Annotated in this window: 23 protein-coding genes and 1 pseudogene; 1 reads left to right on the forward strand and 23 read right to left on the reverse strand. The window is 43.8% G+C overall.

The window, feature by feature from the left end:
* Nucleotides 1-3: 3 nt before the first annotated feature.
* The 10 genes from BLS44_RS15750 to BLS44_RS15795 form a co-directional block, all read right to left on the reverse strand.
* Nucleotides 4-3,642 (reverse strand): RHS repeat domain-containing protein, encoded by a 3,639-nt coding sequence (locus tag BLS44_RS15750; RefSeq protein ID WP_176954449.1) that lies wholly within the window; start codon nucleotides 3,640-3,642, stop codon nucleotides 4-6.
* Between the two features lie 326 nt (nucleotides 3,643-3,968).
* Nucleotides 3,969-4,217, reverse strand: a complete 249-nt coding sequence (locus BLS44_RS15755) for a response regulator transcription factor (RefSeq protein ID WP_218127765.1) — start codon at nucleotides 4,215-4,217, stop codon at nucleotides 3,969-3,971.
* Nucleotides 4,218-4,376: 159 nt separating this feature from the next.
* Nucleotides 4,377-4,877 (reverse strand): general secretion pathway protein GspB, encoded by a 501-nt coding sequence (locus BLS44_RS15760; RefSeq protein WP_176954450.1) that lies wholly within the window; start codon nucleotides 4,875-4,877, stop codon nucleotides 4,377-4,379.
* A 7-nt stretch (nucleotides 4,878-4,884) separates the two neighbouring features.
* A complete protein-coding gene (locus tag BLS44_RS15765) occupies nucleotides 4,885-5,283 on the reverse strand; it encodes a fibronectin type III domain-containing protein (protein ID WP_090391189.1) in 399 nt (132 codons plus the stop codon).
* The gene (locus tag BLS44_RS15770) at nucleotides 5,280-5,813 is read right to left on the reverse strand and encodes a hypothetical protein (RefSeq protein WP_090391190.1); all 534 of its coding nucleotides are present in this window, start codon (nucleotides 5,811-5,813) and stop codon (nucleotides 5,280-5,282) included. Before BLS44_RS15770 ends, BLS44_RS15765 begins: the two co-directional genes overlap by 4 nt.
* Nucleotides 5,810-7,030 carry a hypothetical protein gene (locus BLS44_RS15775; RefSeq protein WP_090391191.1) on the reverse strand — a complete coding sequence of 407 codons (1,221 nt, stop codon included), beginning with the start codon at nucleotides 7,028-7,030 and terminating at the stop codon, nucleotides 5,810-5,812. The genes BLS44_RS15770 and BLS44_RS15775 overlap by 4 nt, the downstream gene beginning before the upstream one ends.
* A 3-nt stretch (nucleotides 7,031-7,033) precedes the next feature.
* A complete protein-coding gene (locus BLS44_RS15780) occupies nucleotides 7,034-8,974 on the reverse strand; it encodes a type II secretion system protein GspD (RefSeq protein ID WP_090391192.1) in 1,941 nt (646 codons plus the stop codon).
* Between the two features lie 19 nt (nucleotides 8,975-8,993).
* A complete protein-coding gene (locus tag BLS44_RS15785) occupies nucleotides 8,994-10,418 on the reverse strand; it encodes a GspE/PulE family protein (protein WP_090391193.1) in 1,425 nt (474 codons plus the stop codon).
* Nucleotides 10,415-10,999 carry a hypothetical protein gene (locus BLS44_RS15790; RefSeq protein WP_176954451.1) on the reverse strand — a complete coding sequence of 195 codons (585 nt, stop codon included), beginning with the start codon at nucleotides 10,997-10,999 and terminating at the stop codon, nucleotides 10,415-10,417. Before BLS44_RS15790 ends, BLS44_RS15785 begins: the two co-directional genes overlap by 4 nt.
* A complete protein-coding gene (locus tag BLS44_RS15795) occupies nucleotides 10,959-11,381 on the reverse strand; it encodes a prepilin-type N-terminal cleavage/methylation domain-containing protein (RefSeq protein ID WP_090391195.1) in 423 nt (140 codons plus the stop codon). Before BLS44_RS15795 ends, BLS44_RS15790 begins: the two co-directional genes overlap by 41 nt.
* A gap of 359 nt (nucleotides 11,382-11,740) precedes the next feature.
* Here BLS44_RS15795 and BLS44_RS15800 point away from each other — a divergent pair, with 359 nt between their 5' ends.
* Entirely contained in the window at nucleotides 11,741-12,364 is a 624-nt protein-coding gene (locus BLS44_RS15800; RefSeq protein WP_090391196.1) for a helix-turn-helix transcriptional regulator, read from the forward strand.
* A gap of 302 nt (nucleotides 12,365-12,666) precedes the next feature.
* On the opposite strand, the gene BLS44_RS15805 is transcribed toward BLS44_RS15800, so the two are convergent.
* The 13 genes and pseudogenes from BLS44_RS15805 to BLS44_RS15865 form a co-directional block, all read right to left on the reverse strand.
* The gene (locus tag BLS44_RS15805) at nucleotides 12,667-12,954 is read right to left on the reverse strand and encodes a hypothetical protein (RefSeq protein ID WP_090391197.1); all 288 of its coding nucleotides are present in this window, start codon (nucleotides 12,952-12,954) and stop codon (nucleotides 12,667-12,669) included.
* 293 nt (nucleotides 12,955-13,247) lie between these two features.
* Nucleotides 13,248-13,682: a hypothetical protein gene (locus tag BLS44_RS15810; protein WP_090391198.1), complete on the reverse strand. Its 435-nt coding sequence runs from the start codon at nucleotides 13,680-13,682 to the stop codon at nucleotides 13,248-13,250.
* 4 nt (nucleotides 13,683-13,686) lie between these two features.
* On the reverse strand, nucleotides 13,687-13,938 hold the full coding sequence (locus BLS44_RS15815; protein ID WP_090391199.1) for a hypothetical protein: 252 nt from the start codon (nucleotides 13,936-13,938) through the stop codon (nucleotides 13,687-13,689).
* 9 nt (nucleotides 13,939-13,947) lie between these two features.
* A complete protein-coding gene (locus tag BLS44_RS15820; RefSeq protein ID WP_143019805.1) occupies nucleotides 13,948-14,889 on the reverse strand; it encodes an RHS repeat domain-containing protein in 942 nt (313 codons plus the stop codon).
* A 942-nt stretch (nucleotides 14,890-15,831) separates the two neighbouring features.
* Entirely contained in the window at nucleotides 15,832-16,794 is a 963-nt protein-coding gene (locus BLS44_RS15825; protein WP_176954452.1) for a polymorphic toxin type 44 domain-containing protein, read from the reverse strand.
* A 156-nt stretch (nucleotides 16,795-16,950) separates the two neighbouring features.
* Nucleotides 16,951-17,361 (reverse strand): contact-dependent growth inhibition system immunity protein, encoded by a 411-nt coding sequence (locus tag BLS44_RS15830; protein WP_090391201.1) that lies wholly within the window; start codon nucleotides 17,359-17,361, stop codon nucleotides 16,951-16,953.
* Nucleotides 17,351-18,616, reverse strand: coding sequence for an RHS repeat-associated core domain-containing protein (locus tag BLS44_RS15835; RefSeq protein WP_090391202.1), 1,266 nt, complete (start codon nucleotides 18,614-18,616; stop codon nucleotides 17,351-17,353). The genes BLS44_RS15830 and BLS44_RS15835 overlap by 11 nt, the downstream gene beginning before the upstream one ends.
* An 83-nt stretch (nucleotides 18,617-18,699) precedes the next feature.
* The gene (locus BLS44_RS15840) at nucleotides 18,700-18,948 is read right to left on the reverse strand and encodes a hypothetical protein (protein ID WP_090391203.1); all 249 of its coding nucleotides are present in this window, start codon (nucleotides 18,946-18,948) and stop codon (nucleotides 18,700-18,702) included.
* A 152-nt stretch (nucleotides 18,949-19,100) separates the two neighbouring features.
* Nucleotides 19,101-20,470 (reverse strand): annotated as a pseudogene (locus BLS44_RS15845) (IS3 family transposase).
* Between the two features lie 84 nt (nucleotides 20,471-20,554).
* Nucleotides 20,555-20,833, reverse strand: coding sequence for a hypothetical protein (locus tag BLS44_RS15850; RefSeq protein WP_090391204.1), 279 nt, complete (start codon nucleotides 20,831-20,833; stop codon nucleotides 20,555-20,557).
* Between the two features lie 12 nt (nucleotides 20,834-20,845).
* On the reverse strand, nucleotides 20,846-21,157 hold the full coding sequence (locus BLS44_RS15855) for an HNH endonuclease (protein ID WP_090391205.1): 312 nt from the start codon (nucleotides 21,155-21,157) through the stop codon (nucleotides 20,846-20,848).
* Nucleotides 21,158-21,210: 53 nt separating this feature from the next.
* A complete protein-coding gene (locus tag BLS44_RS15860; RefSeq protein ID WP_143019806.1) occupies nucleotides 21,211-21,573 on the reverse strand; it encodes a hypothetical protein in 363 nt (120 codons plus the stop codon).
* A gap of 293 nt (nucleotides 21,574-21,866) precedes the next feature.
* Entirely contained in the window at nucleotides 21,867-22,124 is a 258-nt protein-coding gene (locus tag BLS44_RS15865) for a DUF7660 family protein (RefSeq protein WP_090391207.1), read from the reverse strand.

Below are 22,124 nucleotides of genomic sequence, written 5' to 3' on the forward strand. Positions count from 1 at the left end.
AGTTTATCGTGCAAATTGTACCATACAGGGTTCGCTGCTGCGTTCCGTATAATCGTCCGAAACGCTTCCATCCGGGAATTGATAATGATAAGTGCAGGTATAGTTTCCTGTTGTATGATTATAGGTAGAACCGGTATAGATCTTTATGCCCGTTTTGCAAACTCCGTTGATACACTTTTTATCCCGACCTAAACACCCGGGACAGGGCAACGGGCAAGCAGTGGCATTAGTACCATTACTAATCCATCTAAGCTGGTTATAACTCATACTGTTCAGATTGTCATCACGTTGCTCCAGCTCCTGTTCCTGTGTATTATTGTTACTGGCATCCTTCACACATCTGAGATTGCCTGTAGCAACCCAGTGAGGACGGGTGTCAATTACCTGTCCGGTATTGCAATCCACTACCTGTCCGGCATAACTATAACAGATCTTTTTTATAATATTTCCTCCACCATCCCTGATCGCTATCAGTCTTCCAATACCATCATAGTCATAGTATATTGTATTGCCCGATGGCGTTGTTTGAGAAGTCATTCCAATTAAGGGATCATATAAAAAAGTAGTTACGAGTACACCGGAGCTGGCCGACAACGAATTCCTGAGGTTCGACAGCTGCTGCCTGATCTGCACACTATCCCCGTTGTTGAGCACAGATGAATCTACCAATTGGCGAATTGTGCTGTAGTTGCTGCCAACGATCTTCGCTACGGGATATTGGCCTTTATATCCCCATAAATAATGAGTAGGAACGCCATCCTCCGGCACAACAGATATAAGTCGCCTGTTTTTGCCATATTTGTAAGTTTCCCGGGGCATGTAGCGGGAATCCATCTGATCTGTATTACCGGTTATTGTATATGCACTAAAGTCTGTTACGGGTAATCGTAATTTGAGCTGATACAGACAGTCGATTTCCAGGTTTGACGGATCATAAGTAAATAACTGGGCCTCGGTGGTAGCAGGCGTTGCCCCGGACAATGACACGCTTTTATAGGTTTCAATCTGCCGGGTCAGAATATTTTTCTTTTGCAATGCGGCGATACCTTCTACATTTCCCTGCGGAGATAAAACTCCCGACAGATTGTAGTTATAGGGGTAGGTGATGCTTTTCACAATAGTTTCTCCATTGCTGTTTTGGGTCTCCACCCTGGCAACCAGTAGCGATGACGTATCATACCGGTAAGTATTGGTTGTTTGAAGGCTTGTATTATGTACTGGATCAAAAAGCCTGACTGTATCCGATTTAAGGTGCACCCATTCGGATATATTCTTATAATATCCCGCGTAAAATTTCTCCGGCGAATAGGTCCCATCGCCTTGCATAGTGCTGGCGATACAATACGTTTGCTGACCAATGCGAAGATTCAGATTTTCTTTGCGAAACAGTGTATCAAACAGATAATCCATCTTTTCTTGTTTAACTAATTGGCCTTCCTGGTTATAATATTCCTTTTTGACCAGCAGTCCTCTTTTATAATCATAACTGGTAGGAGGAAGCGTACGACTGCCGTTATAGGTATCCATATAATCTGCGGGAGAAGTAAAGTAACTGATGGTCTTATAGGCAGAATCACTACCTTCAAATATTTCTGTAACAGCCTGGTAGCCAATATAGCTTCCACTGGTGGTACCCAACTGGACCGTGCTATTGGATGAGACTGTTGTATAAGCATTTTCATAACCGCAAGTTGGAGTAGGAATCCCGGGAGCAGATGAGTATTCAATATAATTACTTTGGTAAACAGGCCCCGTCAATAACACCCCGCTTGATGCACCTTCACCCGGCATTTTATATTCAAACCATTGTATCCTATTATTAGTGGTATCAATACCATCTGAATGTGTGATCTTACGGATACGCGCGCCCGGTCCCAGCCGATATCCTGTAGTGTCTATTAGCTTTCTTCTATACTTAAAGAAAACTGAAGCTTTATCGTATTGCCCCGGAGCTGAAGCATAGAGCACATATTTTCCGGGAGAAAGCGATGAAATTTTGTACGAACCATGCCGCACGTCATCTATCGTCCCTCCCTCAACATATACTACATAACCCGTTGAATTGACTGCCTGAACATAAACTTTCCCCTCTGAGGGCTCATGATGTGGGGATTGGCAGCCAGGCAAAGAAGGGTTACAGTTGAAAATCCTGTATGAAATTTCGACAGGTGTTGACTCAGACAGTTCTACTGTATCCCGCCCTTCCAACCTACCCGCAGCGTTCATCGCAACTGCACTATATGTCTCGTCCTTATACGAATAATTACCAGGAACGGAGCCCGCCATTACCAGTCCGTACTGATTGGACTCATATTCAAAGGCACTACTTCCTCCTGTTGGATAAGTGATCTTCGTTAGCAAGCCGGTCAATGCCCTACTTTCTTCAGTATGCCGGTCGCCTCCGTTTTCCACTCCCTGATAATAGTTAAAAGTGGGCACAAGTGTGGAATTACTTACACCGTTATAAAACCCCCAGTGATCCTGGGCTTTCGAGCTAACACTGGGCAAGTATGAAGGATTAAGATACTCAAATTTATAGGTCTGGTTATCTACTACAGTTCGGTAAGCCGTTTTCAGAGAATCCAGAACAATTTTTCCACCATGGCTGCTATAGGAAAAAGCCACTTTGTCAACTACTTTTTGCATATTGGAAACGATGATGGAGTCAATTTTCACATCGCTGTTGAGACCATTCTGTAAAGAATAATAAAAATTAACAAGGCAATTGGGTCCCGAAATTTGCTTTAACCGCTGACTATTGAAATTTTGGTCAAGATATTGAGAATTATTCACTGAAGTAGGCAGTTGACCTCCAACGTTGGGCTGATTTAATCGCTTTTTTGTTTCAGAGGCCAGTATCCGGGGATTAGAAAAACCATAGGCATCATAACTAAAAACAAGGGAGTCCGTATGCAATGGGTCTACAATTTTTGTCAGGAACCAGGCACTCGTATTCTCTGTCTCCATTTGACTGGAACTGTAACTTGAGCTGCTCCTCTCAAATGTTAAAAACTCATAGATATCACCATTATTGTCAACAATAGTAAATCCGGTTATAGAGCCCGCGCTGACAATAGGTGTAATTTTCAATTTAGAGTATGGAATGGTCCTGTATTCATTACCAAATTTTGAAAACTTTCCCGAGTGTCCATTGAAATTAAAGTAAAAAACATCAGCTTCAGCGTCTATTGTGTTATTGAAAAGGTTGCGTAAATAATTCGTTCCGGGTACTATATTAGATAACCCCGACGGAATATCTCCGGCCTTCGTATTATACCCGAAATTCGATTCATCAGGCTTGCCTAAAACTGTCCGGGTAATAGCCCCCGCGGTGTTAATGCTCCAGCCAAGCCCGCATTTTGACGGAAGATCATTTACCTGTATTCCCTTTGCATCATAACTTAAAGATATCGGCAATGTAAACAACCGGCTTTCGGCCTGGCTCACGGGTATATTAATTGATGGCGTACCGGTATAAAGGCTCACCGGAATTTCACCATACTTGCCCAGCGAAGCAGCGTCAGGAGAAGGAGGAACAACAACTGTTTTTTGTTGAGGATCATTAACCTGGCTTATTGCATAAGAGCAACATAAAATGCTTAAAAAGAAAGCAAAGAGTATTTTAAGCAGACGGCTGCTCATGTTTTGGTAAAAAAAGGCGGAATGTTGTTTAATCATAGCAGTTATTTGGAAATGACGAAAATTTTAAATAGCTTATATTTTATAATAGGAATTCATTGTCCTAATACCCACGGCACAACGACGAATAGCTACGAACGCAACCCTTTAGTCACACAACATATCACTTACTTATCTGTAAGAGCCATAATTTTCAAAACCACTATACGCTGAAGAATGAGGGCCATTGAGCGTATAAGCGTGTTATTTAAAGGTTTGTCATTTTTCCCATCATATTTTCAAAGCTATCACTATTCATTGTTTCAAACAATACGTATAAATACCTGTTTTTATGACAGTTTATTATTATTTACATTGATAAGATCCTCATAAATAACTTTTATCAATCCCACTGTTGTTTTTACCTTAAGTTTATTCAAAATATGCCGGCGGTGTCCATCCACCGTCCGCTTGCTTATAAACAGTTCTTTTGAAATTTCGACATTCGTCTTTTCCTCCACAATCAATACCAGGATTTCTTTTTCCCGGGGGCTCAGATGATCAAATCTCGGACTTAATGGAATATGGTTTTTTTTCATGGCAGTATTATTTTTTTTATTCAGAAAAACAGAGACCAATATCAGTTCTGCGAGGGTATCATTGCCAGAGCGCATTGTGATCCATAGATAACCAATCGCAATACTATAATCCTACTTAGGTTTTTATATTTACCTACACCACATGCAGCCTTGCAGCAATCACCCTCCAATCGCAACATCCATCTTCCTTCCTTCAATACGCACAACGATCTTCTGATCGGTGATCTCCAGCACCGTTATCTTGTCATCGATCCGTTCATTGACACCCACCGTCATACTGCGACCGTTAACACTGATCATGGCCGTTCTTTTTTTGGTCTGCGGGTTGTAGATATAGCCGCTGTATTTAATGGCTGGAGGGGGTGTGGGAGGTGGCGCTGCTGCCACAACCGGCGCGGGTAACGGGTTTGCGGCGGGTACCTTTGTTTGGCCGGGCACGGATGCTCCGGTCACTTCTTCCTCCTCCGTGATCAGTTCATTGCTGAAGGGATCGGGGTATTGCAGGGTGGTAAGTACGTACCTGGTAAGCGTATCCTCCGGTTGCGGTGGTTTTACCTTTGTAACCACGGGCGGCGGATCATCACCCGCTAATCCCCGGATCACTTTGTAAAGGATCACGCCCCAGATCAGCGCTACCAGGCCGATCAGCAGGTACTTCATATGAGGACTATTCTTCACCCGGTATTGCATTTTGTATAAAAAACATCCGGGGAACACAGTAAGGGCTCACCGTATTTTTGCCGATGGCGCGTACCCGCCACTGGTATTTTTTGCCCCGCTCCAGCGCCGTGATCCGGATATTGCTGCCGCTGATAATGGTATCTTTTATGAGCTTTGTAAGTGAGTCGAACTTGGGCAGGGCTACCTGTACCTGGTAATCTGCCGGCTGCGTGATCGGCGTCCAGCGCAGCTCCACCAGGGTGTCTGCCAGCAATATGCTGTCTGCCGGGGCCGCCAGCTTTACGGAGTATGACGAATAGTCATCATCAAAGATGGCTTCGCAGGAAGCCGATGCGATGATCAGTCCGGCCAGTAAGCCCATTAGCATTATAAACCTGTTTTTCATTTTTTGACCACGTTTTGAATATACAAACTACAATTCAGCACCTCGGTATCGTCCTCTTTGACGTTCTGGTATTTTACAGAAGCGATCCGGCATAGCTGGTCTTCCTGCTCCAATTGAAAGATCAGTTGCAGGATCTGCTGAAAGCTGCCTTCCACCGTTACCATCCGTGTCCATATTTCCTGGCTGCTTGTGCCCAGCGGCTTGTACTCTTTGAACTGCAGGCCCAGTTCATCGCACCGGCTGTTGATGGAGGCAAGAACGGCGCCATCCAGCCGGGAGCTGTCTACCCGGTATTGCTTTTGCCAGCGGGCAACCGCGTCCCGTTTTTTTTCAAACACCTGCATACTGTCTGCCATGCGCACGCCCTGTTCCTGCAAATGCTGGTTCCTGTGGTATTCACCGATCATAGACGCTGTTTTACGGAACCCCAGCAGGTAACAGATCAGCAGCAGGGGGATCACTGATCCCAGCAGCCATTGCAGCCGCTTCCGGTATGGAACAGGTGGTTTTATGTTCATTTCTTTGCTCATGGCTGCATATTGATCTCCAGGGTAAATACCGCTGCCAGCAGGTCCCGCTTGTATAAATAATTACTAATGGTTACCGCTTGCACGCCCTGGATGTTTCGTATCGCCCGGCTGAAGGTCTCCAGGTCGGTGGGATCTGTTGAAGTGCCCTGTACAATGATTTTATTATGGGCAAACACAAAATCACCCATTTCCACGGTTTCCTGCACCGGCGCCGTTTGTAACAGGGAAAAGCGCACCGTTTCCGGTGCCAGCGCCGCAATGCGGTCTGCGTAATATCCATGCCGGGTATTTTTGTTCCAGCCCGCGTTGATAAAAAAAGTATAGGAAGAGTCGGACCGGACCTGCTCCGGCAGGCTGCGCTGCGTGGCCGCCTTTACAAGACCGGCCTGCAATGCCAATGCCTTGTTCTTCCCGAAATAGTGATTGAATACAAAAAAATTACCCAGTAACAGGGCCAGCACCATGGTAAGCACCGCCCATTTGGTAAAATGGAACAGCTTATAATATTTATAGTCCGCTCCCGCAGCCGTTACCGGTTCGGTAACAATAGCTCCATCTAACTGATCGGCGGGCTTTAACAGTACCTGCAGTACCGCCCCCAGTGCGTTCATGTTATGCGCTGCATACACTTCAGCACCTACCGGCAGCGTTGCCGCACCCGCAGCGTTCCGGGGGCCATAGTCCATCGCCCGGATCACCTGCTGTACAATCGTTACCGAATAGGACGGCGCGGTTATCACCTGCTCCGCTGCTTCAAGAAAGGGCAATGCCTGTAATAAGGGTTCCAATCCAATGCCCACAGATACCGGCATCAGGCCGGCAGCCTGCAAGGTATCCAATACCTGTGCTACCAGTGTTTTGCGACAGATAAAATGATATTGCCCGCTTGCCCCATCCGGGCAGGTGACTGTAAAAAAATCAGCCGGGTTGGACCCGGGGAACAACTGGTTCACCAGGTTATTTTCCGGTTCAGCGGTTTGACGCATCAGGATCCCCTTACCATTGATCACCAGTACCAGGGGCACCTGTTTGGGCAATTGGGCTTTGAGTACCTTCAGATCACCGATGCCATGATATTCCGCGATCTTTTTTAATTTTTTGTCAACAAACCTGACATAAACACCGTTGAACTGCCAGCGCTCATCCGCCCCGATGTGCAGCTCCAGGCCCACGGCTTCCTTAATGGTACTGATGGTATCTTTTAGCTTCCGGAACATGGATCAATTATAAACAATGGTGGGTTTGATAAAGACCACCGACACTACTTTTACATTTTTTCGGTTGCGCGAACTGAACAGCCATTTTAATACCGGGATCCTTCCCAACAGCGGGATCCCGTCATAACTGTCGCCTTTTTCCGTACGTTCAATACCGCCCAGCAGCACCATATCGTCATTCTTTACCCGGATGATCGACTTAAACTTGCTGGTGGCCGTGGGAGGCGGTTCATCGATCTTGGTATCTGCCGTAAAATTGGAGATATCCATTTCCATATTCAGTGTAACGTCCTCATCGGCCGATACAAAGGGCGTGATCTTCAGTTCCATGTTCGCCTCCACCGAGTTGAACTGTTTGGTGGAAACGATCGTGGGATTGAGTGATCCCAGTGTGTTTTGCGTAGATACTTCATAGTACCTCGTATTACCGATACTCAGCGAAGCCGGGTGGCCATTGAGCGTGGAAAGCTTGGGGGTTTGCCGCATCTCCACGTTCTGCCGGTTTTCGATCGCCTGCAGCTGAAGGTAAAAATTAGGGGTTACATGCCCGAGGTTGAACACGTTGTTCAGTCCTATCTTATCAATGATATTATTAATGGGGCGCGAGCCCAGTGTAAAATCCAGTCCGCCTCCCAGCAGGTTACCACCCGTACGCACACTGTCTGAAATACCCGCTTTTAATCCCGCTTTTACCACGGAGCCTTTGTTGATGTCCATAATGATCACTTCAATGGTGATCAAGGGTACTTTGCGGTCCAGTTGCTTGACCAGTTGCTCCACTTTATTGAGCTGCGGTTCGGGACCGGTGGCCAGAAAGGCGTTCAGCTCCTTAAATTCTTTTACCGAAATATCTTTTTTCAGGTCATCCGGCAGGAAGTGCACCAGGGAGTCTACAGACCGGTGGTGCAGCTGGATCAGGCGCTGAGCCCGGATGCCTTCAAAATTCTTTTCGCCGATCATATAAATGCCATCCTGTTGCGAAAAGGAATAAGGCGTTCCCAGCAGGATCTTTTGCAGCACTTCTGCATACCGCAGGTTATGCGCCTCGGCCGTCACATTGCCGTTCAGCTCCGCATAAATAAAATACGGCACCCCCGCCTGCGCGGAGAGGTTCTTTACCAGCTCTTTGAGCGGCGTATTTACGGCGCTTACATTCAGCAGCTTTTCATCCCCCACCTGGCTGGCATCGATCGACATCCGGCCGGGGGCATTTTTATCACCGCCCCCGGTCTTCCGGGCAATGGTATACCCATCCGTTGCCTGCTTTGTATTTTTGAGCACGTATTCCTCGTCATCCTGCAGCGCATCCAGGATAAAATTATCGCCGTTGCCGGAAGTCATCTTAATGCGGTTGGATACGGCGATCTTTCCCAACGCCTCCCCCACCGGCAGGTCTTTTACATAACCCGATACCAGCTTATTGATAGAATTGGGCATTACCGCAATATTGATCCCTGTTAGCTGGGTGATCTTTTTGGTAACATCATAAAGGGTATCATTGGAAAGATCCAGTGAGAGCAGCTTTGTAGCCGCGTTATATTCCGCTTTGATCAATTTGGGCGGCGGGGGAAGATCCAGCTTCGGATCGCGGTAATTCCTTACATTGATGATCGTTCCCTGGAAATCATAGGCCAGGCTGTACTGGTCTGCTATAAATACCAACACATCCCGTACCAGGGTGTTGGAAAAATGATTGGTCATCTTCTTATTGACATCCGGCGCTATATTGATGTTGAGTTGATAGGACCGGGCCAGCCCCCGCATAAAATCTGCAATGGAAATATCGGCTACATCCATCTGGATGGGCTGGTTCAGCCCCGGCAGGTCTGCGGACAGCGTGGTAAGGATATTGCGCAGCTGCATCATCCGGTCCTGCTGGGCCATTGCTGCCCGGGGCAGACACCAGCCCGTCAACAATGCAATGATCAGATAGTACTTTTTCATAAACGTTTCTCCGGGGCGCTTAGTTCAGTAACATGGGATACACTTCCTCCAGGGAGGTTTCCCCCGTCTTTAGTAACTCAAAAGCGTTATCCGCTAATGTTTTTATTTGTTTTGTTTTTAAAAGCTCGTCCACCCGCGAACTGCCTTTTTTTATTTTATCCGCCAGCTCCGCATCTACGGGGATCACTTCATAAATGGCCTTACGCCTGCGGTAACCCGTATTATAACAATGACTACAGCCTCCCGGCACCCAGTGGGTTTGCAGCACCTGTGGCGGCCGGTAGTTTTTGGGAAAGAAAGCAGGTAAAAAGGGGGCTTCCCGTTTACAGTCCGGGCACAGTAACCGCACCAGCCGCTGGGCCACCGAGGTATTGAGGGTATTGGCGATCAGGAACGAAGGAATGTTCATATCGATGAGACGCGACACCGTGCCCCAGGCCGAGTTGGTATGGATGGTAGACAATACCAGGTGCCCTGTTAGTGCCGCCCGTATCGCCATATTGGCGGTTTCCGCATCCCGGATCTCACCCAGCATGATCACATCCGGATCCTGCCGCAGGAAGGTACGCAATGCCACCGAAAAGCTCAGGCCGATATTCTCTTTTACCTGTACCTGGTTGATCCCTTTTAAGGTATACTCGATGGGATCCTCGATGGTCAGGATATTCCTGGTGGAAAGGTTCAGCAGTTTTAACGTGGCATACAGGGTGGTTGTTTTGCCCGAGCCGGTAGGACCGCTGATCAGCACAATACCATAGGGTTTCTTGAGCCCCTCCAGGTAATTGTCCAGGTCATTGTCTGAAAAGCCCAGGGTCTCCAGCCGGATGTCGGTGGCATCATTGCTGAGCAACCGCAGCACCACTTTTTCACCATGCAGCGTAGGCACGATCGAAACCCGGATATCAAACTTATCAATCCCCTTCTGGAAGAAGATCCGCCCGTCCTGGGGCAGCCGCTTTTCGGCGATGTCCAGGTTGGCGCTGATCTTTATCTTATTGATCAGGGCAGGGTACTGTTTTTTTTCGATCAGGTAGCGCAGCACCAGCAGCCCATCCACCCGGATGCGCACCCGGCAATCATGCTCGTAGGTCTCGATATGAATATCGCTGCTCTTCAGGCTTTTTGCTTCTGCGATCAGATCATTCAAAAAATGGTCTGGGTGCCCCGTATAAAAATTATGCTGTCCCCGCTGGTCGGTTGTATCTTTTTTAGCATAGGCGGCACTGATCTTTTGGGTAAGCGCCGCGGTATCCAGTTTTTCAAAACGTACCGGGTAACCGGTGATCCATTCCAGCTCCTCCCGGTGCCGGTCCAGCTCCGTTTCTGCCGCAGCGGCATCTGCCCACAGCAGCAATACCCCGTTTTCGAAACCCGCAAATGCCGTATGGTATTTCCAGGCCAGCTCCGGCGTGATCAGCTTCGATATGTCGGCTGTTGTATTCATAATAATGTACCGCCTGCGGTTAACAGCAATGGTTCTTCAAAAAAGTCATAGTGGAACACCCACTGGTTCGCCCCGAGCAGCAGCCCCAGCAGCAAGGCCTGCATGCCTGCCAGCGGAATGGTGGCCCGGGGCTGTTGCCGGCTTCCTGTTACCTGAACGGCCCCATATACCAGCAGGATAACCAGTAACGAACCGGTCATCCAGGAAATAAAATTAAGGGGGGCAAAGAGCGGCGCGGTAATCACCCAAAAGAGCAGATCGCCTATACCCAGTTGGGTACCGAAAAGCTCCCGTAAAGAAATGCCCTTCCGGGCTTTAAAATAGCCCCACAGCCCCGCCATCAAAAGCAGTACCAGCAATGCATTGATCAAAAGATTGGCGACCAGTACACCGGCCGGTGCGCGCAGCACCGTGTAAAAAGCCACTGTTGCCGTCAGCAGCAGGTAATAATGTCCTTCAATGGCCCGGAACCGGAAATCCCGGACCGTCATTGCCGTAAGAACGGCCGTTAATAAAAGAAGGCTCAATAATTGCATAGCGTTAGTCGGGGACGGTCTCCACCAGTTTTTTGTTATGATCAATTTCCCATTGGTTAAACGTGCCATCCCCGTCAAAATCCACCACAGCCGTGGCCCGGGCCTTAAACCCTTTGGGAGAGGCATCCATGATCTCTATTTTATAATTGGCCTGCCCGCCATTCGTCGTCAGCTGCTGCTGCTCAAAGGAAATAGCGTTCAGATCATTGGTATATACAGAGTTCTCAAAAAAATAAGACCGCTCCAGGGTGTATACATGCTCCAGCTGCAGCTTGGCCTCTGTGCTCTTGGCCTTGGAGATCAGCGGCATCAGGCTGGGCAGCGCCAGCAATACCAGGATGCCGATAATAATCAGCACCACCAGTACTTCGGTAAGGGTAAATGCAGCATAGCGTTTGGAAGAACGAATATGGAGGTTTTTGGGCATTTAGTATCGGAAATTATTCGTCAGGATCAAAAAATCAAACTGTTTGGAACGGCCAATAAGAAACCGCTGCCGTTCGTCATCAATGTTTCTCAATTGCCTTTTACAAACCTATAAAACCACAAGCAACAAAAAAATACGTATAAATACGTATTTTTCCTTTTGATAGTATTTAATAGTATTGTGATGAAATTCTATACCAGATAAAAACCCTTTAAAGAAAAAGTGCTGTCGGTAATAAAACAGCACGGATAAAGACCTACTGCTTTTAAAACAATATTTCAAAAAGCGAGCCCTTCTGACGAGTTATAACTTGTAGAAAAATTATTCCCCGTATACCAGGGCTCAAAATACACTAAAACATGAGTGCCTTAACGTTAACCAACTACGACCTACCGAAAGAATTCTCCACCATCCTCTTCAAAACACTTGGAGAGACGGTGACCATTAAAAACTGGACGACAGCTCCACATCTGATATCCGGCAACGATATTACGCTGATCATTTCAAAACACTGCAGTGACCTGCTAAAATTCATTTATAACCACTACCCCCTGAATAGCAGAACTGTTCTGATCTCTGAGAACTTTACACTTCCCACGATCAACACGCTTGTCAACTACAATTTGCTGAGTTTTATTGATTACAATGATTTAACGACCGACATCCTGGAAACGGCGCTGGATTCCTGCGCCACGGGCAACCTGTTTATTTCGAAGACGATCCTTGCTTTATACAAAAACGGAAATGAGAGCGCCCCCCAGGCCTTCACCCTGTCAAAAAGAGAAATGGAGATCCTCCGCCTTATCGGGGAAGAGCTGACAACCAAGGAAATCGCATCCCAGCTCTATCTCAGTAAACGAACGGTAGATACGCACCGGCAGAACTTAATGAGAAAGCTTAATGTACGGAATAATGTCGGTCTTATAAAAGCCGCCATATTAAACAGCCTGATCTGCAGGTACATATTATTAGGATCATCATAGTGCTGCCTGTTCATCAGCGCTGGCCGTAATGAGCAGGTTTGCTGCGATGCACAATGCTGCAACGGCCTGCTTCGTATTGCCCTGACGTGCGCAAAAGCCTGGCAGGCGATTGTTAAAGTATGGGGGTTCCCGGCACATATAGTCCGGGGATGCGCCGGGCCGTACCAGGAGAACCCATAACAGGGGCAGACTGTTCCTTTAGCCGGGAACAAACGCCGGAGGTTTGGCATTGCCTTTCTCCTGAGCTGCTTTTTTTAGACGGCAATGAGCAGGTTAAACGCTCATACAATGACCACTTTTCTCTAAATTTCAACAATTGCGCTTTTAAACCGGCTTGCTAAAATTGTGAAAGTCGTTATCTTCTGCGGCTGGCCGGTTTCATTTACCGTTTTGCTTAACTTAGTACCCGCCGCATCATACTGATAGCTGACCGTTCCTTTACCGGTAACAGAAATTTGCTCGGGTAAATTTAAGATATTACAGCTGATAATATTGGAGTTATTCTTCTCATTAAGAAGGCTCCCATTTTCATTCCATCCAGCGATACTGACAACAACAATACTAGTAACAGAATAGCACAGGTCAGCCATGCACAGTCATCGGCTACTGACCTGCGCTAGAGGGGAAGCTCCTCCATACCCTCTGGAATTTCAAACTCTGGAAAAGTCATGCTTACATCTGCCATTATTCTACTACTACTGTCAGCGTTTGTCATTTTTATTAAAAAAAATGAGTGAGAAATTTTGATTTACTTTCTGGTCCCATAATCATCCAGCCCCAATTCATTTTGCATCTCCCTTCCATTATATAGTTGCTTGTTTTGTAATGCAACTGTTGACTGCTGGGTCGATATTCCTTTCAAACAAATCATATGTAGTTTTACTTATCCGTTAGTAGAAGCAACTTCATACAATGTTATACAATCCAAATCGAACACAAGACAAGATATCAATCTATCATAGCCAACCAAAGAAAAAATATATTTTTTTGCAGTAATTTTTTCTCCGTAAGCTAAATGACGGTTCGTTTTTTTTTCGTTCATAAACTTTCCGAAGTTACCTGAAGGCACATATATACCGTTTTCGACAGAAAGGATGTCAGACAACGCTTGAACTTCTATTCTACAAGTTTTATACAGTTCTTCTGCCTGATCTAAGTAGTAGTTTTTAAATGACATTTCATCCGTTCTGATCTCTATCAGGACTTTTTTTTCAAGATCACTTAAATATAGATTTATCATTAACACGCCTCCTGAATAATTATAATTTTCAAGAATTGAGTCCCCACTATTTTCAACTATATATTTTAAATTCAGCATAAGTTTACTTTCCAAAATAATTTGCAAAATCCTCCCACATCCCCCTATTTGGTATTTTGTTTTGAAGAAATAGATGCCCTTTAGTACCATCAATATTATAATTCAAATGCGGAAAAGTAGAAGATCCAACTCCTCTGCCCCAATCCCCATGTCCCCAATAGACCTTACCTTTTGAGCTACTCCATCCAATCCATTTACCATTTGCATCATATATTTTCTCAGTATTATGTCCCAATTGTTGTATTCCCCAATTCATAGCAGCACTTCAATTAAAAAATAAATAATCGGCTTTTTTTGAGGTCTGTTTAATTATTGTGCCTCCCCTGGAAGCTTTTAAGAAGCTACCCGCTTTTAATAGACTACCCGCCCGCGCCAATCCAATGTCAGGGTACCCATATGAAAGTTTCAAGGGGGGGGTGACCCAAAGCTGATCTCTAAATCCGGGTAGAGCAGGAGCAATCGCGGGAGTCGCACTATTATTTACTAAATTGTCAGCAATAGGTTTATCAATAGTACTAGAAAGCCTACTAAAATCAACATAAAACATAGACTCACCCGCTAATTCACCGCCAAGCTCATCGGCCCTATCCGTTACTCCCGTATTTTTCCAGGTCTGGCCATTCCAGGATAGGCTTTCCTCTGTATCACTAAACCAGGCGACTGAAGTAGACCCATTCTCATTTTTTGTAGCATACCAATCATCTCTTTCCTCCTCTCGACCCATCGCCGCCGACATCTTCGCCCAAGTCAGAAGTCCCATTATCGCCTCACGAGATGAGCTCTCAGGAGCCATTCCATCCGGATCTATAAATCGAATAGGATTATTAAAAGCATAGTTATATGGAGAGAATCGGCGCATTTGATCTGCCATTGGATCTGCCACATGCCACCGTCCGATCTGTGCATCATAAAATCGCGCTCCATAGTCATACTGATCCAACCCTAAATTGCTTTGCAACTCTTCTCCGTTGTACAGGTGCTTATTCTGTAGACTGGCTGTCGCGTTTTGCGATGATATCCCTTTCATTGTCAAACCAAACGGATAATAATGTGTCTCCTCCAATAAGTTCCCGCTCTCATCGGTCATCATCCGTACATTCCCCAGGTGGTCTTTAAGGAAATAGTCATATACAAAACTGCTCCCATTCAGCCGGATACGGCCCTCCTCCATAGCTATATGCTGCAAGACATCATTTTCAAAGATCAAACCGTCCAGGTAAGTCGTTACTTTCTGCGGCTGGCCGGTTTCATTTACCGTTTTGCTTAACTTAGTACCCGTCGCATCATACTAATAGCTGACCGTTCCTTTACCGGTCACAGAAATTTGCTCCGGTAAATTTAAGATATTACAGCTGATAATATTGGAGTTGTTGTTCTCATTAAGAAGGCTCCCATCTTCATTCCATCCAGCGATACTGACAACAACAATACTAGTAACAGAATAGCACAGGTCAGCCATGCACAGTCATCGGCTACTGACCTGCACTAGAGGGGCTGTAGCCGCAGTACTGCTGTTTACATTGAACACGCCAATGCCTGGCTGGATGCCTACAAAGCGCTACTGGTGCGGTATCAGAAGAAAATCTTCACCTGGATGGCATTGCATTGGCTCGCTTTTATCACCAGATTCTCTCAAAAAATTAAAAGTTTAAACAACTTCATTGTATCCACCCGAAACTGTAGTGCCTTATCTGCTCTATTTATATCGGCACCAATAGACCGACTGGTTTTACTTTCACCTTTAGCTATTCTTATCTTTCCAAGTCTCTTGAGTATAATAGCTTCTAAAGCTTTCTCTGCAAGGAATACAGAACTGCGGCACTATTTAAGATGCACCAATATTGTATCGTTCACACCATCATTATTATGATATCCGGTATCACTTAAAATAAGCTGTAGAGAAGTATCATCGATTAGTTTTGCTTCTTTTAAATAATTGTATTTATCACTTACCCACAAAGGAGTATTTGAGCCGTCCTTTCTGACCTGTATTACATCATTAGTTGTAGCACCCAGCCCTACATAATATATTTCAATTTTCTCACCATTCTTTTTTTCTGCATAGACAAAAGTCGTTCGTCTTTTTCAAAAGAAATACACGCTGGAGCCAGCAATGATATTGAAAAAAAAAGTATTATTCTTTTCATAATTACTCTTCCTCCTGTAAGTTATTTTTATTAGCATCATAATATTTAAACCCTCTCATAATCATTTGTTGATCCGCTGGGTCATCTCCATAAGGCGGTTGCGAAATTTTCTTCTCATATTGTTCACCATGACCCGCGTTTCGATATTCAATCTTATATTTTTGCCATTCGGGCTTTGAAGTACCCGCTGCGATTTGCGCGTTCCCTGCACTCTCTAATAGTGTGTGTTCACCAAACGCAAATAAATTCCAGGCCTTCCCAGTTGCTCCATAATGATAATTACCTAAATCTGCTGCAGTATAATTTGCCCTTTGAAAAGAAAATTGAGTTTTTATTTCTTTACCCTTATCGAAACTATTCGCAATCCCATAAATTGTGCCCTTATTATTTTTCAAATCCCATTCACCCTTATTTCTTACAAGGTTTCTGAATGCAAATGGGTCAGAATGCTTTCTCGAAAACGTTATATTCGCATTAAGAAAATTCTTGAATATTTTGTTAGCATTAATAGTTTTACCCAGCTCACCTATTTGAGTCAGCTTTTTCCCTTTTTGTAAAAAAACTAAATTATCTATCCCATATTGTTTAACAATATACCCTCTTCTATTAACTATAATAGTATCGCCCAAAGGGTCATTATTTCTAATAGGATTATTGCTCATTGAAGAATATACACTCAACGCATAATCAGGTTTGGGATCAACCTGCCACCAACGGCTTAATTGTGGATCAAGAGTTCTAAATTTTGTAACGTACATCTCTAACCCACTACCATCAGAAAATTCTTTATTCTGTAATTCAGATCCTTTATTGTATTTATACTTGTTCTCAACTGCCGCTGCGTTTTTGTAGCTTATCCCGCTCATGGATAGTGCCATCATTAAAGTCTGTCTGCTGGCAACTCCGGTACTGCCGGCATTACCCTTTGCCGGCTTATTGCTGCCTAGCTGGTAAGGGTTCGTCATCGGATTAAACAGCACCATTATAACCACAGGTACTGTCTTTTTAGTACTGCCATTATAGCCAAAGGCTATAATTTAATCGTATGAGACTACAAGCCTCATATAAGCGGTATTACGGATAGCAACATGTCTCGAGGAGCGGGAGTTCATAACCCTATATTATTTCTTTAAAGTATCTATCCCCGTCAGTAACATTTTTTTTATAGAATCGTCGATAATATCAGAACTATTAATCGCAGAAATATTCTTATCGATAATTAAGTACAATTCAGTCAAACTCGATTTATCCGATTGCCAAAAAGCTTTAGGTATCTCTAAAATACTCTTAAGCAAGTCCCCCGGATAATAATTACCTTCCGCAAGAATATTGTCAGAAAGAATACTTAAAGCCAATGTTACAAGATATTTTAAGCCGATTTCCTGGCTAATTAACAATCGCAAATCATCTATATCAAGGTTAGCGACAGGAATTTTTCTGAGTTCGTAACTTCGTCTCACTAATTCTGTTGGAAATTCATAATTCTTCCAAACTTCACCTTCAAGCTCTTCTAAACTTTTACTAGTGTCCATTTTCTAATTCTTTTGCTTTTTCTCTTGCTCTATTTAATATATCCGTAATAGAATCTTTTTGTTTTTGCAATTGGCTACGCATATCCTGAGCTGCTTTAAGGGCATCTTTCCCCAAATCTCCTGAATCGATTACCTTATTTAATTCAACAAGTTGATTTCCTACCCCTGTTAAAGCATTATCAACTTCCTTAAGATGATCATATACTTTTCCATTAATTACAACGGGCTTTCCAAGAATATCATTAACAGCCGCAGTAATATGCTTCTCATCCAATGCAGTACTGATTCGCCCAACTTTGGCAGCGATTTTTTCTAACAACTGGGTGCCCTCCGCTCCTAATTTAATAGCCTTCCAAACACTTTTAAGAGCACTTCCACTTACAAAAGGGATAGCAACTCCTACAATAGCAAAACCCTTATCAATACCAGTGGCGGGCGTCCCATCAATATTTATCGCATTATTGCTTCCTCTGGTTCCCATTGTGGCTAGTACTGCAGCATCATTAGCATCAGTCGCCGACAAGTACTTGAGCAGTGCTTGCTTTGCAGCTTGCCTATTTTCCTTTTTTGAATAATCAGTCGGATTCTTAGAGTCTATTATATAAAGAGGTTCTAATCCATCTAAATCTATTGCAACAGTAGGTTCGTTTCCTGCAAATTGATAGGGTGTATAATACGGGAATTTCTCTGCCAATCTATCAACACAAAAGAATCGACCTAATTGATTATCGTAAAAACGATTTTTATAATCATACCAATTTAAACCGCTACCATCGCTAAACTCATTCTTTTGCTCTTCATAGCCATTAAACTTTATCCTATTCCTAACTACACTTGAATTCTGATAGCTTATCCCCTTCATGGAGAGCCCGAACGGATAATAATGCGTCTCCTCCAATAAGTTCCCGCTCTCATCGATCATCATCCGTACATTCCCCAGGTGGTCTTTAAGGAAATAGTCATATACAAAACTGCTCCCATTGGGTCGGATACGGCCCTCCTCCATAGCTATATGCTGCAAGACATCATTTTCAAAGATCAAACCGTCCAGGTAAGTCGTTACTTTCTGCGGCTGGCCGGTCTCGTTTACCGTTTTGCTTAGCTTAGTACCCGCCGCATCATACTGATAGCTGATCGTACCCTTGCCGGTCACACTGACTTGCTTCGGTAAATTTAAGATATTATAGCTGATTATATTGGAGTCGTTCTCACTGAGAAGGCTCCCATTTTCATTCCATCTCAGCGATACTGACAACAACAATACCAGTAACAGAATAGCACAGGTCAGCCATGCACAGTCATCGGCTACTGACCTGAGCTAGAGGGGTATTAATTGAGTCAGGCGTCATCTCTCAGTCTTTCTCTAGCTTTGGCAAGTATTTCCAAATAGTCCGGATTAAGTATCTCGGTAACATTTTTTTCTAAAAGTGCTTCTAAATTCCAAAGAGCTCTCTTTTCGGATTGATCTTCAAAAAGTCCACTATGCTCTTCTTGATTGAAGTTAATTAGCCATTCCAACAAAACTATTGCCTCGTCATTACTCAACTGAAGTGACACAATTCGTTCGTTATTTCTATTATTTTCCATATTTATTAAACTTCCTCGTGTTAAAACATTATTTAATTGTGCAGGGTTTAATTTCCAGCCACTAATTGTATGTCTTCAAAGAAAAGTTTACCGGTATAGCATAAATTTTAAAGGAGACTTACAGGCATGAGATTGAAGTTAAAGAATAAAAATTAAGCTGTTTTTGTTTTTTGCTGTTGAAAAAGAAAATACCTGTTTTTTAATGACTGTTCCTTGATGATTTTTCGTTGCTGAAGGATCTGATCGCCCCGGCCCAAATAAACGTCCTCCGGTGTCAGGTTATTCAGTGATTCATGATAACGCTGCTTGTTGTAGAACCGCACAAATTCCTCGATGGCTGCTATCAGATGTTCAGGCAGAAAATAGTGCTCGAGTTTAACCACATTCTTCATGGTTCTGTGATAGCGTTCTATTTTGCCTTGCGTTTGCGGATGAGCAGGCGCGCCATGAATGTGTTTCATTTTTACTTCTTCCTGCATAAAAGACTTTAGTTCACCAGCGATATAACAACTGCCGTTATCGCTCAGGAGCTTCGGCCGCTGCCCCTCTTTGAGGTTCGCCTTTCCCATGGCCCGGAGCACCGTTCTTTTCACGTCTTCGGCCTGCATGGTAGTGCACAGCTCCCAGTGGATAATATAACGGCTATAATCGTCTAAAACCGTGCTCAGGTAATACCAACCCCAGCCTTTGACTTTGAAGTATGTAAAATCAGTCTGCCACATTTCATTCGGAAACAAGGTTTTCTTGTTAAATTCATCTGCCGCCTGCATCACGATGTGTGATGGAGCTGTAAGCAACCCTCTTTGCTTTAAAAGCCGGTACACGCTTGATTCTGAGACGAAAACACCCTGCTCATCGCTTAACCTGATAGCCAGTTCCCTGGGAGAGAATGTAGGGTGGTTCAATGCCAGTTCAATGATCAGGTTTTTCTGCTCTTGGGGTATTTGATTCCAACGGTGTTTGTTGCTGTTTGTACCCGCCCCAGGAGCGGTAAAGCCACCTGTCAGCCTATAACGATGATACCAGTTGTAGAACGTACGCTTATGGATGCCCAGTTCCTCCAAGGTGCGGTTGATACCCAAATCTGAACCTTACACCAGGCGGATGATCTCCAGTTTTTCTGCTGCTGTATATCTCATATACTTTCTATGCTTTTCGTTTACCCTAAATATTGCATAGTTTTTTTTAAGATATCAGTGCGCAGCATCAGATCGGCAAGCGCTTCCTTGAGCCTTGCATTTTCTTTACGAAGCTCCAGCACTTCATCCGAGGTAGCCTGACGTACTTCATCGCCCGATAACCTTTGCTTTCCAGCTTCAAAGAACTCTTTGTTCCACTTATAAAAAAGTGATTCTGCTATGCCATATTTACGGCATATCTCCCTGACAGATGTTTCTGCACGCATCCCTTCCACTACGATGGATATTTTTTGTTCTGTGCTGAACACCCGCCTTGTCTTACGACGGAGTTCTTTGATGTAATTTTCCGGGGTCTGTTTGACCTGTTTTTGACTTTCCATGATGAGATAAATTTACTAATCTCTCCTTAATTAATCTCCTTAACTAATCTCTCTAAACGGTAAACTTTTTTGCTGACGATTTACACATTATGCGTCATTGATTGCATAATCATACAATCGTTTTACCTTTTCCTCCAAGGTTGGTTCATGCCCTAAACTCGCTGCCCAATCCTCTACAAATTCTTTTGCCAAAAAGACTTCGATTAGGTAATAATATTTTCTACCTTCTACCTCTTTAACTCCTTCGTCCCCTTCTTCTGCAAAGGAAAGTATAATATCAGAATTGGGATTCTCCCTATCTTCTTGAAAAATGATAGCCTCTTCGTCTATGTTTTCGATGTCTTTAATTAAATCAGTTAATTTCATATTTTACTACTTTTATTTTCCCCAAATTGAAAAACCACCTCTACCTCCTGGATGCAAAGTATTCCAAAAAGAACTGCCTAGTGTATGCTGTGTTTTTGGGACCAATTGCATTACTCCTGCATTTATATCGTGATGCCAAACCCAGCCTGTTGGAGACTTCCCTAATATACTTCCAACTGAAGAACGCGGAATATTTATTCCTAGTTGTGACATTGAAGAAGCAAACCTTGCATCAGTTGCCATTGTTGCACTAAACGCCTTATTTGCTTCAAGGAAGTGAGCACTTCGATACACCCCAGGATAAGAACTACTTGCTAACTTCATTTCAAAAGCAACAGAATACTGAGCGCCTGAACTTGCCCCCCCAGCGGCAACTATTACTTATCCTCTCTAAACCTTTTTGCAATGATTTTTATCTCACCTCCAGTTGAGTTCAAACTAAACTTATAACCTTTCAATTTCACATCATCAATTACTCCTTTCCACTTTGAGTAAAGGCTTTTTAAATCTTGGTCATTTTCTTCGAGTTCAGATGCGCTTAAAATAGTTTCATTTGCAACTATCCCAAAATTCAGATTCATAGAAGCCCAATAAACTTCTTCAAAAATAAAGTTGGCTTTCCCTTTTTCCTCTGGCCACTCGATGTCAAATATGATAACATCATTAACACCTGGGCTATTCCTATCAATTTGTATATTTTTTATTATGGCATCATGCCAGTAAAAATCATTAAAGTTCATTTTTATCATTTTTATAGTTTACCACCAAGGCCAACCTCCTATCAAATGTTTACCGCTACCATTTAGGTGGTAATGACTGAAGTTTGGACCTTTCATACCTGCCGGTGTTGCTGGGTCAATTCTTAGCTTTTCAACAAATTTTCCATTTTCTATTATTCCGTAGTTAGAACTTCGGAAAGGATTCTCTACAAATCCACTTGGGATTTTTGCTCCTTTAGGTAATACAACGCCTTCCTTAGTAACCAGAAAAACTTTACTTTCAGCTTGTGCTACCCCCTTAGTGGCAACTCTCTTTATTCATACATTTTCGCCGCTACTAAAATATTTGCAAACACTTTCCAATTCACATTTTGAGGTATAGGCAAATTATTATTTTGATAGTATCCATCCATATCTTCCGTCCAACTTGCAGCAGCTTCCAAATATGATTCAAGACTTTTATTTTCCCATTCATTAGGATTATTTCTTAAATCTTGAATTAGCAATTCAAGAAATGCGATAAAATCTTCTTTCGTATTTAAGTTCTCGACTTTTTTAATTAAATTTCCCAT

Origin of the sequence: Niabella drilacis, assembly GCF_900101395.1 — a bacterium.
Lineage (GTDB): Bacteria > Bacteroidota > Bacteroidia > Chitinophagales > Chitinophagaceae > Niabella > Niabella drilacis.

Bases quoted from the DNA above. Each gene is read 5' to 3' on its own strand.
- BLS44_RS15750 (WP_176954449.1), bottom strand. From the start codon at position 3,642: ATGAGCAGCCGTCTGCTTAAAATACTCTTTGCTTTCTTTTTAAGCATT.
- BLS44_RS15755 (WP_218127765.1), bottom strand. From the start codon at position 4,217: ATGAAAAAAAACCATATTCCATTAAGTCCGAGATTTGATCATCTGAGC.
- BLS44_RS15760 (WP_176954450.1), bottom strand. From the start codon at position 4,877: ATGAAGTACCTGCTGATCGGCCTGGTAGCGCTGATCTGGGGCGTGATC.
- BLS44_RS15765 (WP_090391189.1), bottom strand. From the start codon at position 5,283: ATGAAAAACAGGTTTATAATGCTAATGGGCTTACTGGCCGGACTGATC.
- BLS44_RS15770 (WP_090391190.1), bottom strand. From the start codon at position 5,813: ATGAGCAAAGAAATGAACATAAAACCACCTGTTCCATACCGGAAGCGG.
- BLS44_RS15775 (WP_090391191.1), bottom strand. From the start codon at position 7,030: ATGTTCCGGAAGCTAAAAGATACCATCAGTACCATTAAGGAAGCCGTG.
- BLS44_RS15780 (WP_090391192.1), bottom strand. From the start codon at position 8,974: ATGAAAAAGTACTATCTGATCATTGCATTGTTGACGGGCTGGTGTCTG.
- BLS44_RS15785 (WP_090391193.1), bottom strand. From the start codon at position 10,418: ATGAATACAACAGCCGACATATCGAAGCTGATCACGCCGGAGCTGGCC.
- BLS44_RS15795 (WP_090391195.1), bottom strand. From the start codon at position 11,381: ATGCCCAAAAACCTCCATATTCGTTCTTCCAAACGCTATGCTGCATTT.
- BLS44_RS15800 (WP_090391196.1), top strand. From the start codon at position 11,741: ATGAGTGCCTTAACGTTAACCAACTACGACCTACCGAAAGAATTCTCC.
- BLS44_RS15805 (WP_090391197.1), bottom strand. From the start codon at position 12,954: ATGGCTGACCTGTGCTATTCTGTTACTAGTATTGTTGTTGTCAGTATC.
- BLS44_RS15810 (WP_090391198.1), bottom strand. From the start codon at position 13,682: ATGCTGAATTTAAAATATATAGTTGAAAATAGTGGGGACTCAATTCTT.
- BLS44_RS15815 (WP_090391199.1), bottom strand. From the start codon at position 13,938: ATGAATTGGGGAATACAACAATTGGGACATAATACTGAGAAAATATAT.
- BLS44_RS15825 (WP_176954452.1), bottom strand. From the start codon at position 16,794: ATGACGAACCCTTACCAGCTAGGCAGCAATAAGCCGGCAAAGGGTAAT.
- BLS44_RS15830 (WP_090391201.1), bottom strand. From the start codon at position 17,361: ATGGACACTAGTAAAAGTTTAGAAGAGCTTGAAGGTGAAGTTTGGAAG.
- BLS44_RS15840 (WP_090391203.1), bottom strand. From the start codon at position 18,948: ATGGAAAATAATAGAAATAACGAACGAATTGTGTCACTTCAGTTGAGT.
- BLS44_RS15850 (WP_090391204.1), bottom strand. From the start codon at position 20,833: ATGAAATTAACTGATTTAATTAAAGACATCGAAAACATAGACGAAGAG.
- BLS44_RS15855 (WP_090391205.1), bottom strand. From the start codon at position 21,157: ATGAAGTTAGCAAGTAGTTCTTATCCTGGGGTGTATCGAAGTGCTCAC.
- BLS44_RS15860 (WP_143019806.1), bottom strand. From the start codon at position 21,573: ATGAACTTTAATGATTTTTACTGGCATGATGCCATAATAAAAAATATA.
- BLS44_RS15865 (WP_090391207.1), bottom strand. From the start codon at position 22,124: ATGGGAAATTTAATTAAAAAAGTCGAGAACTTAAATACGAAAGAAGAT.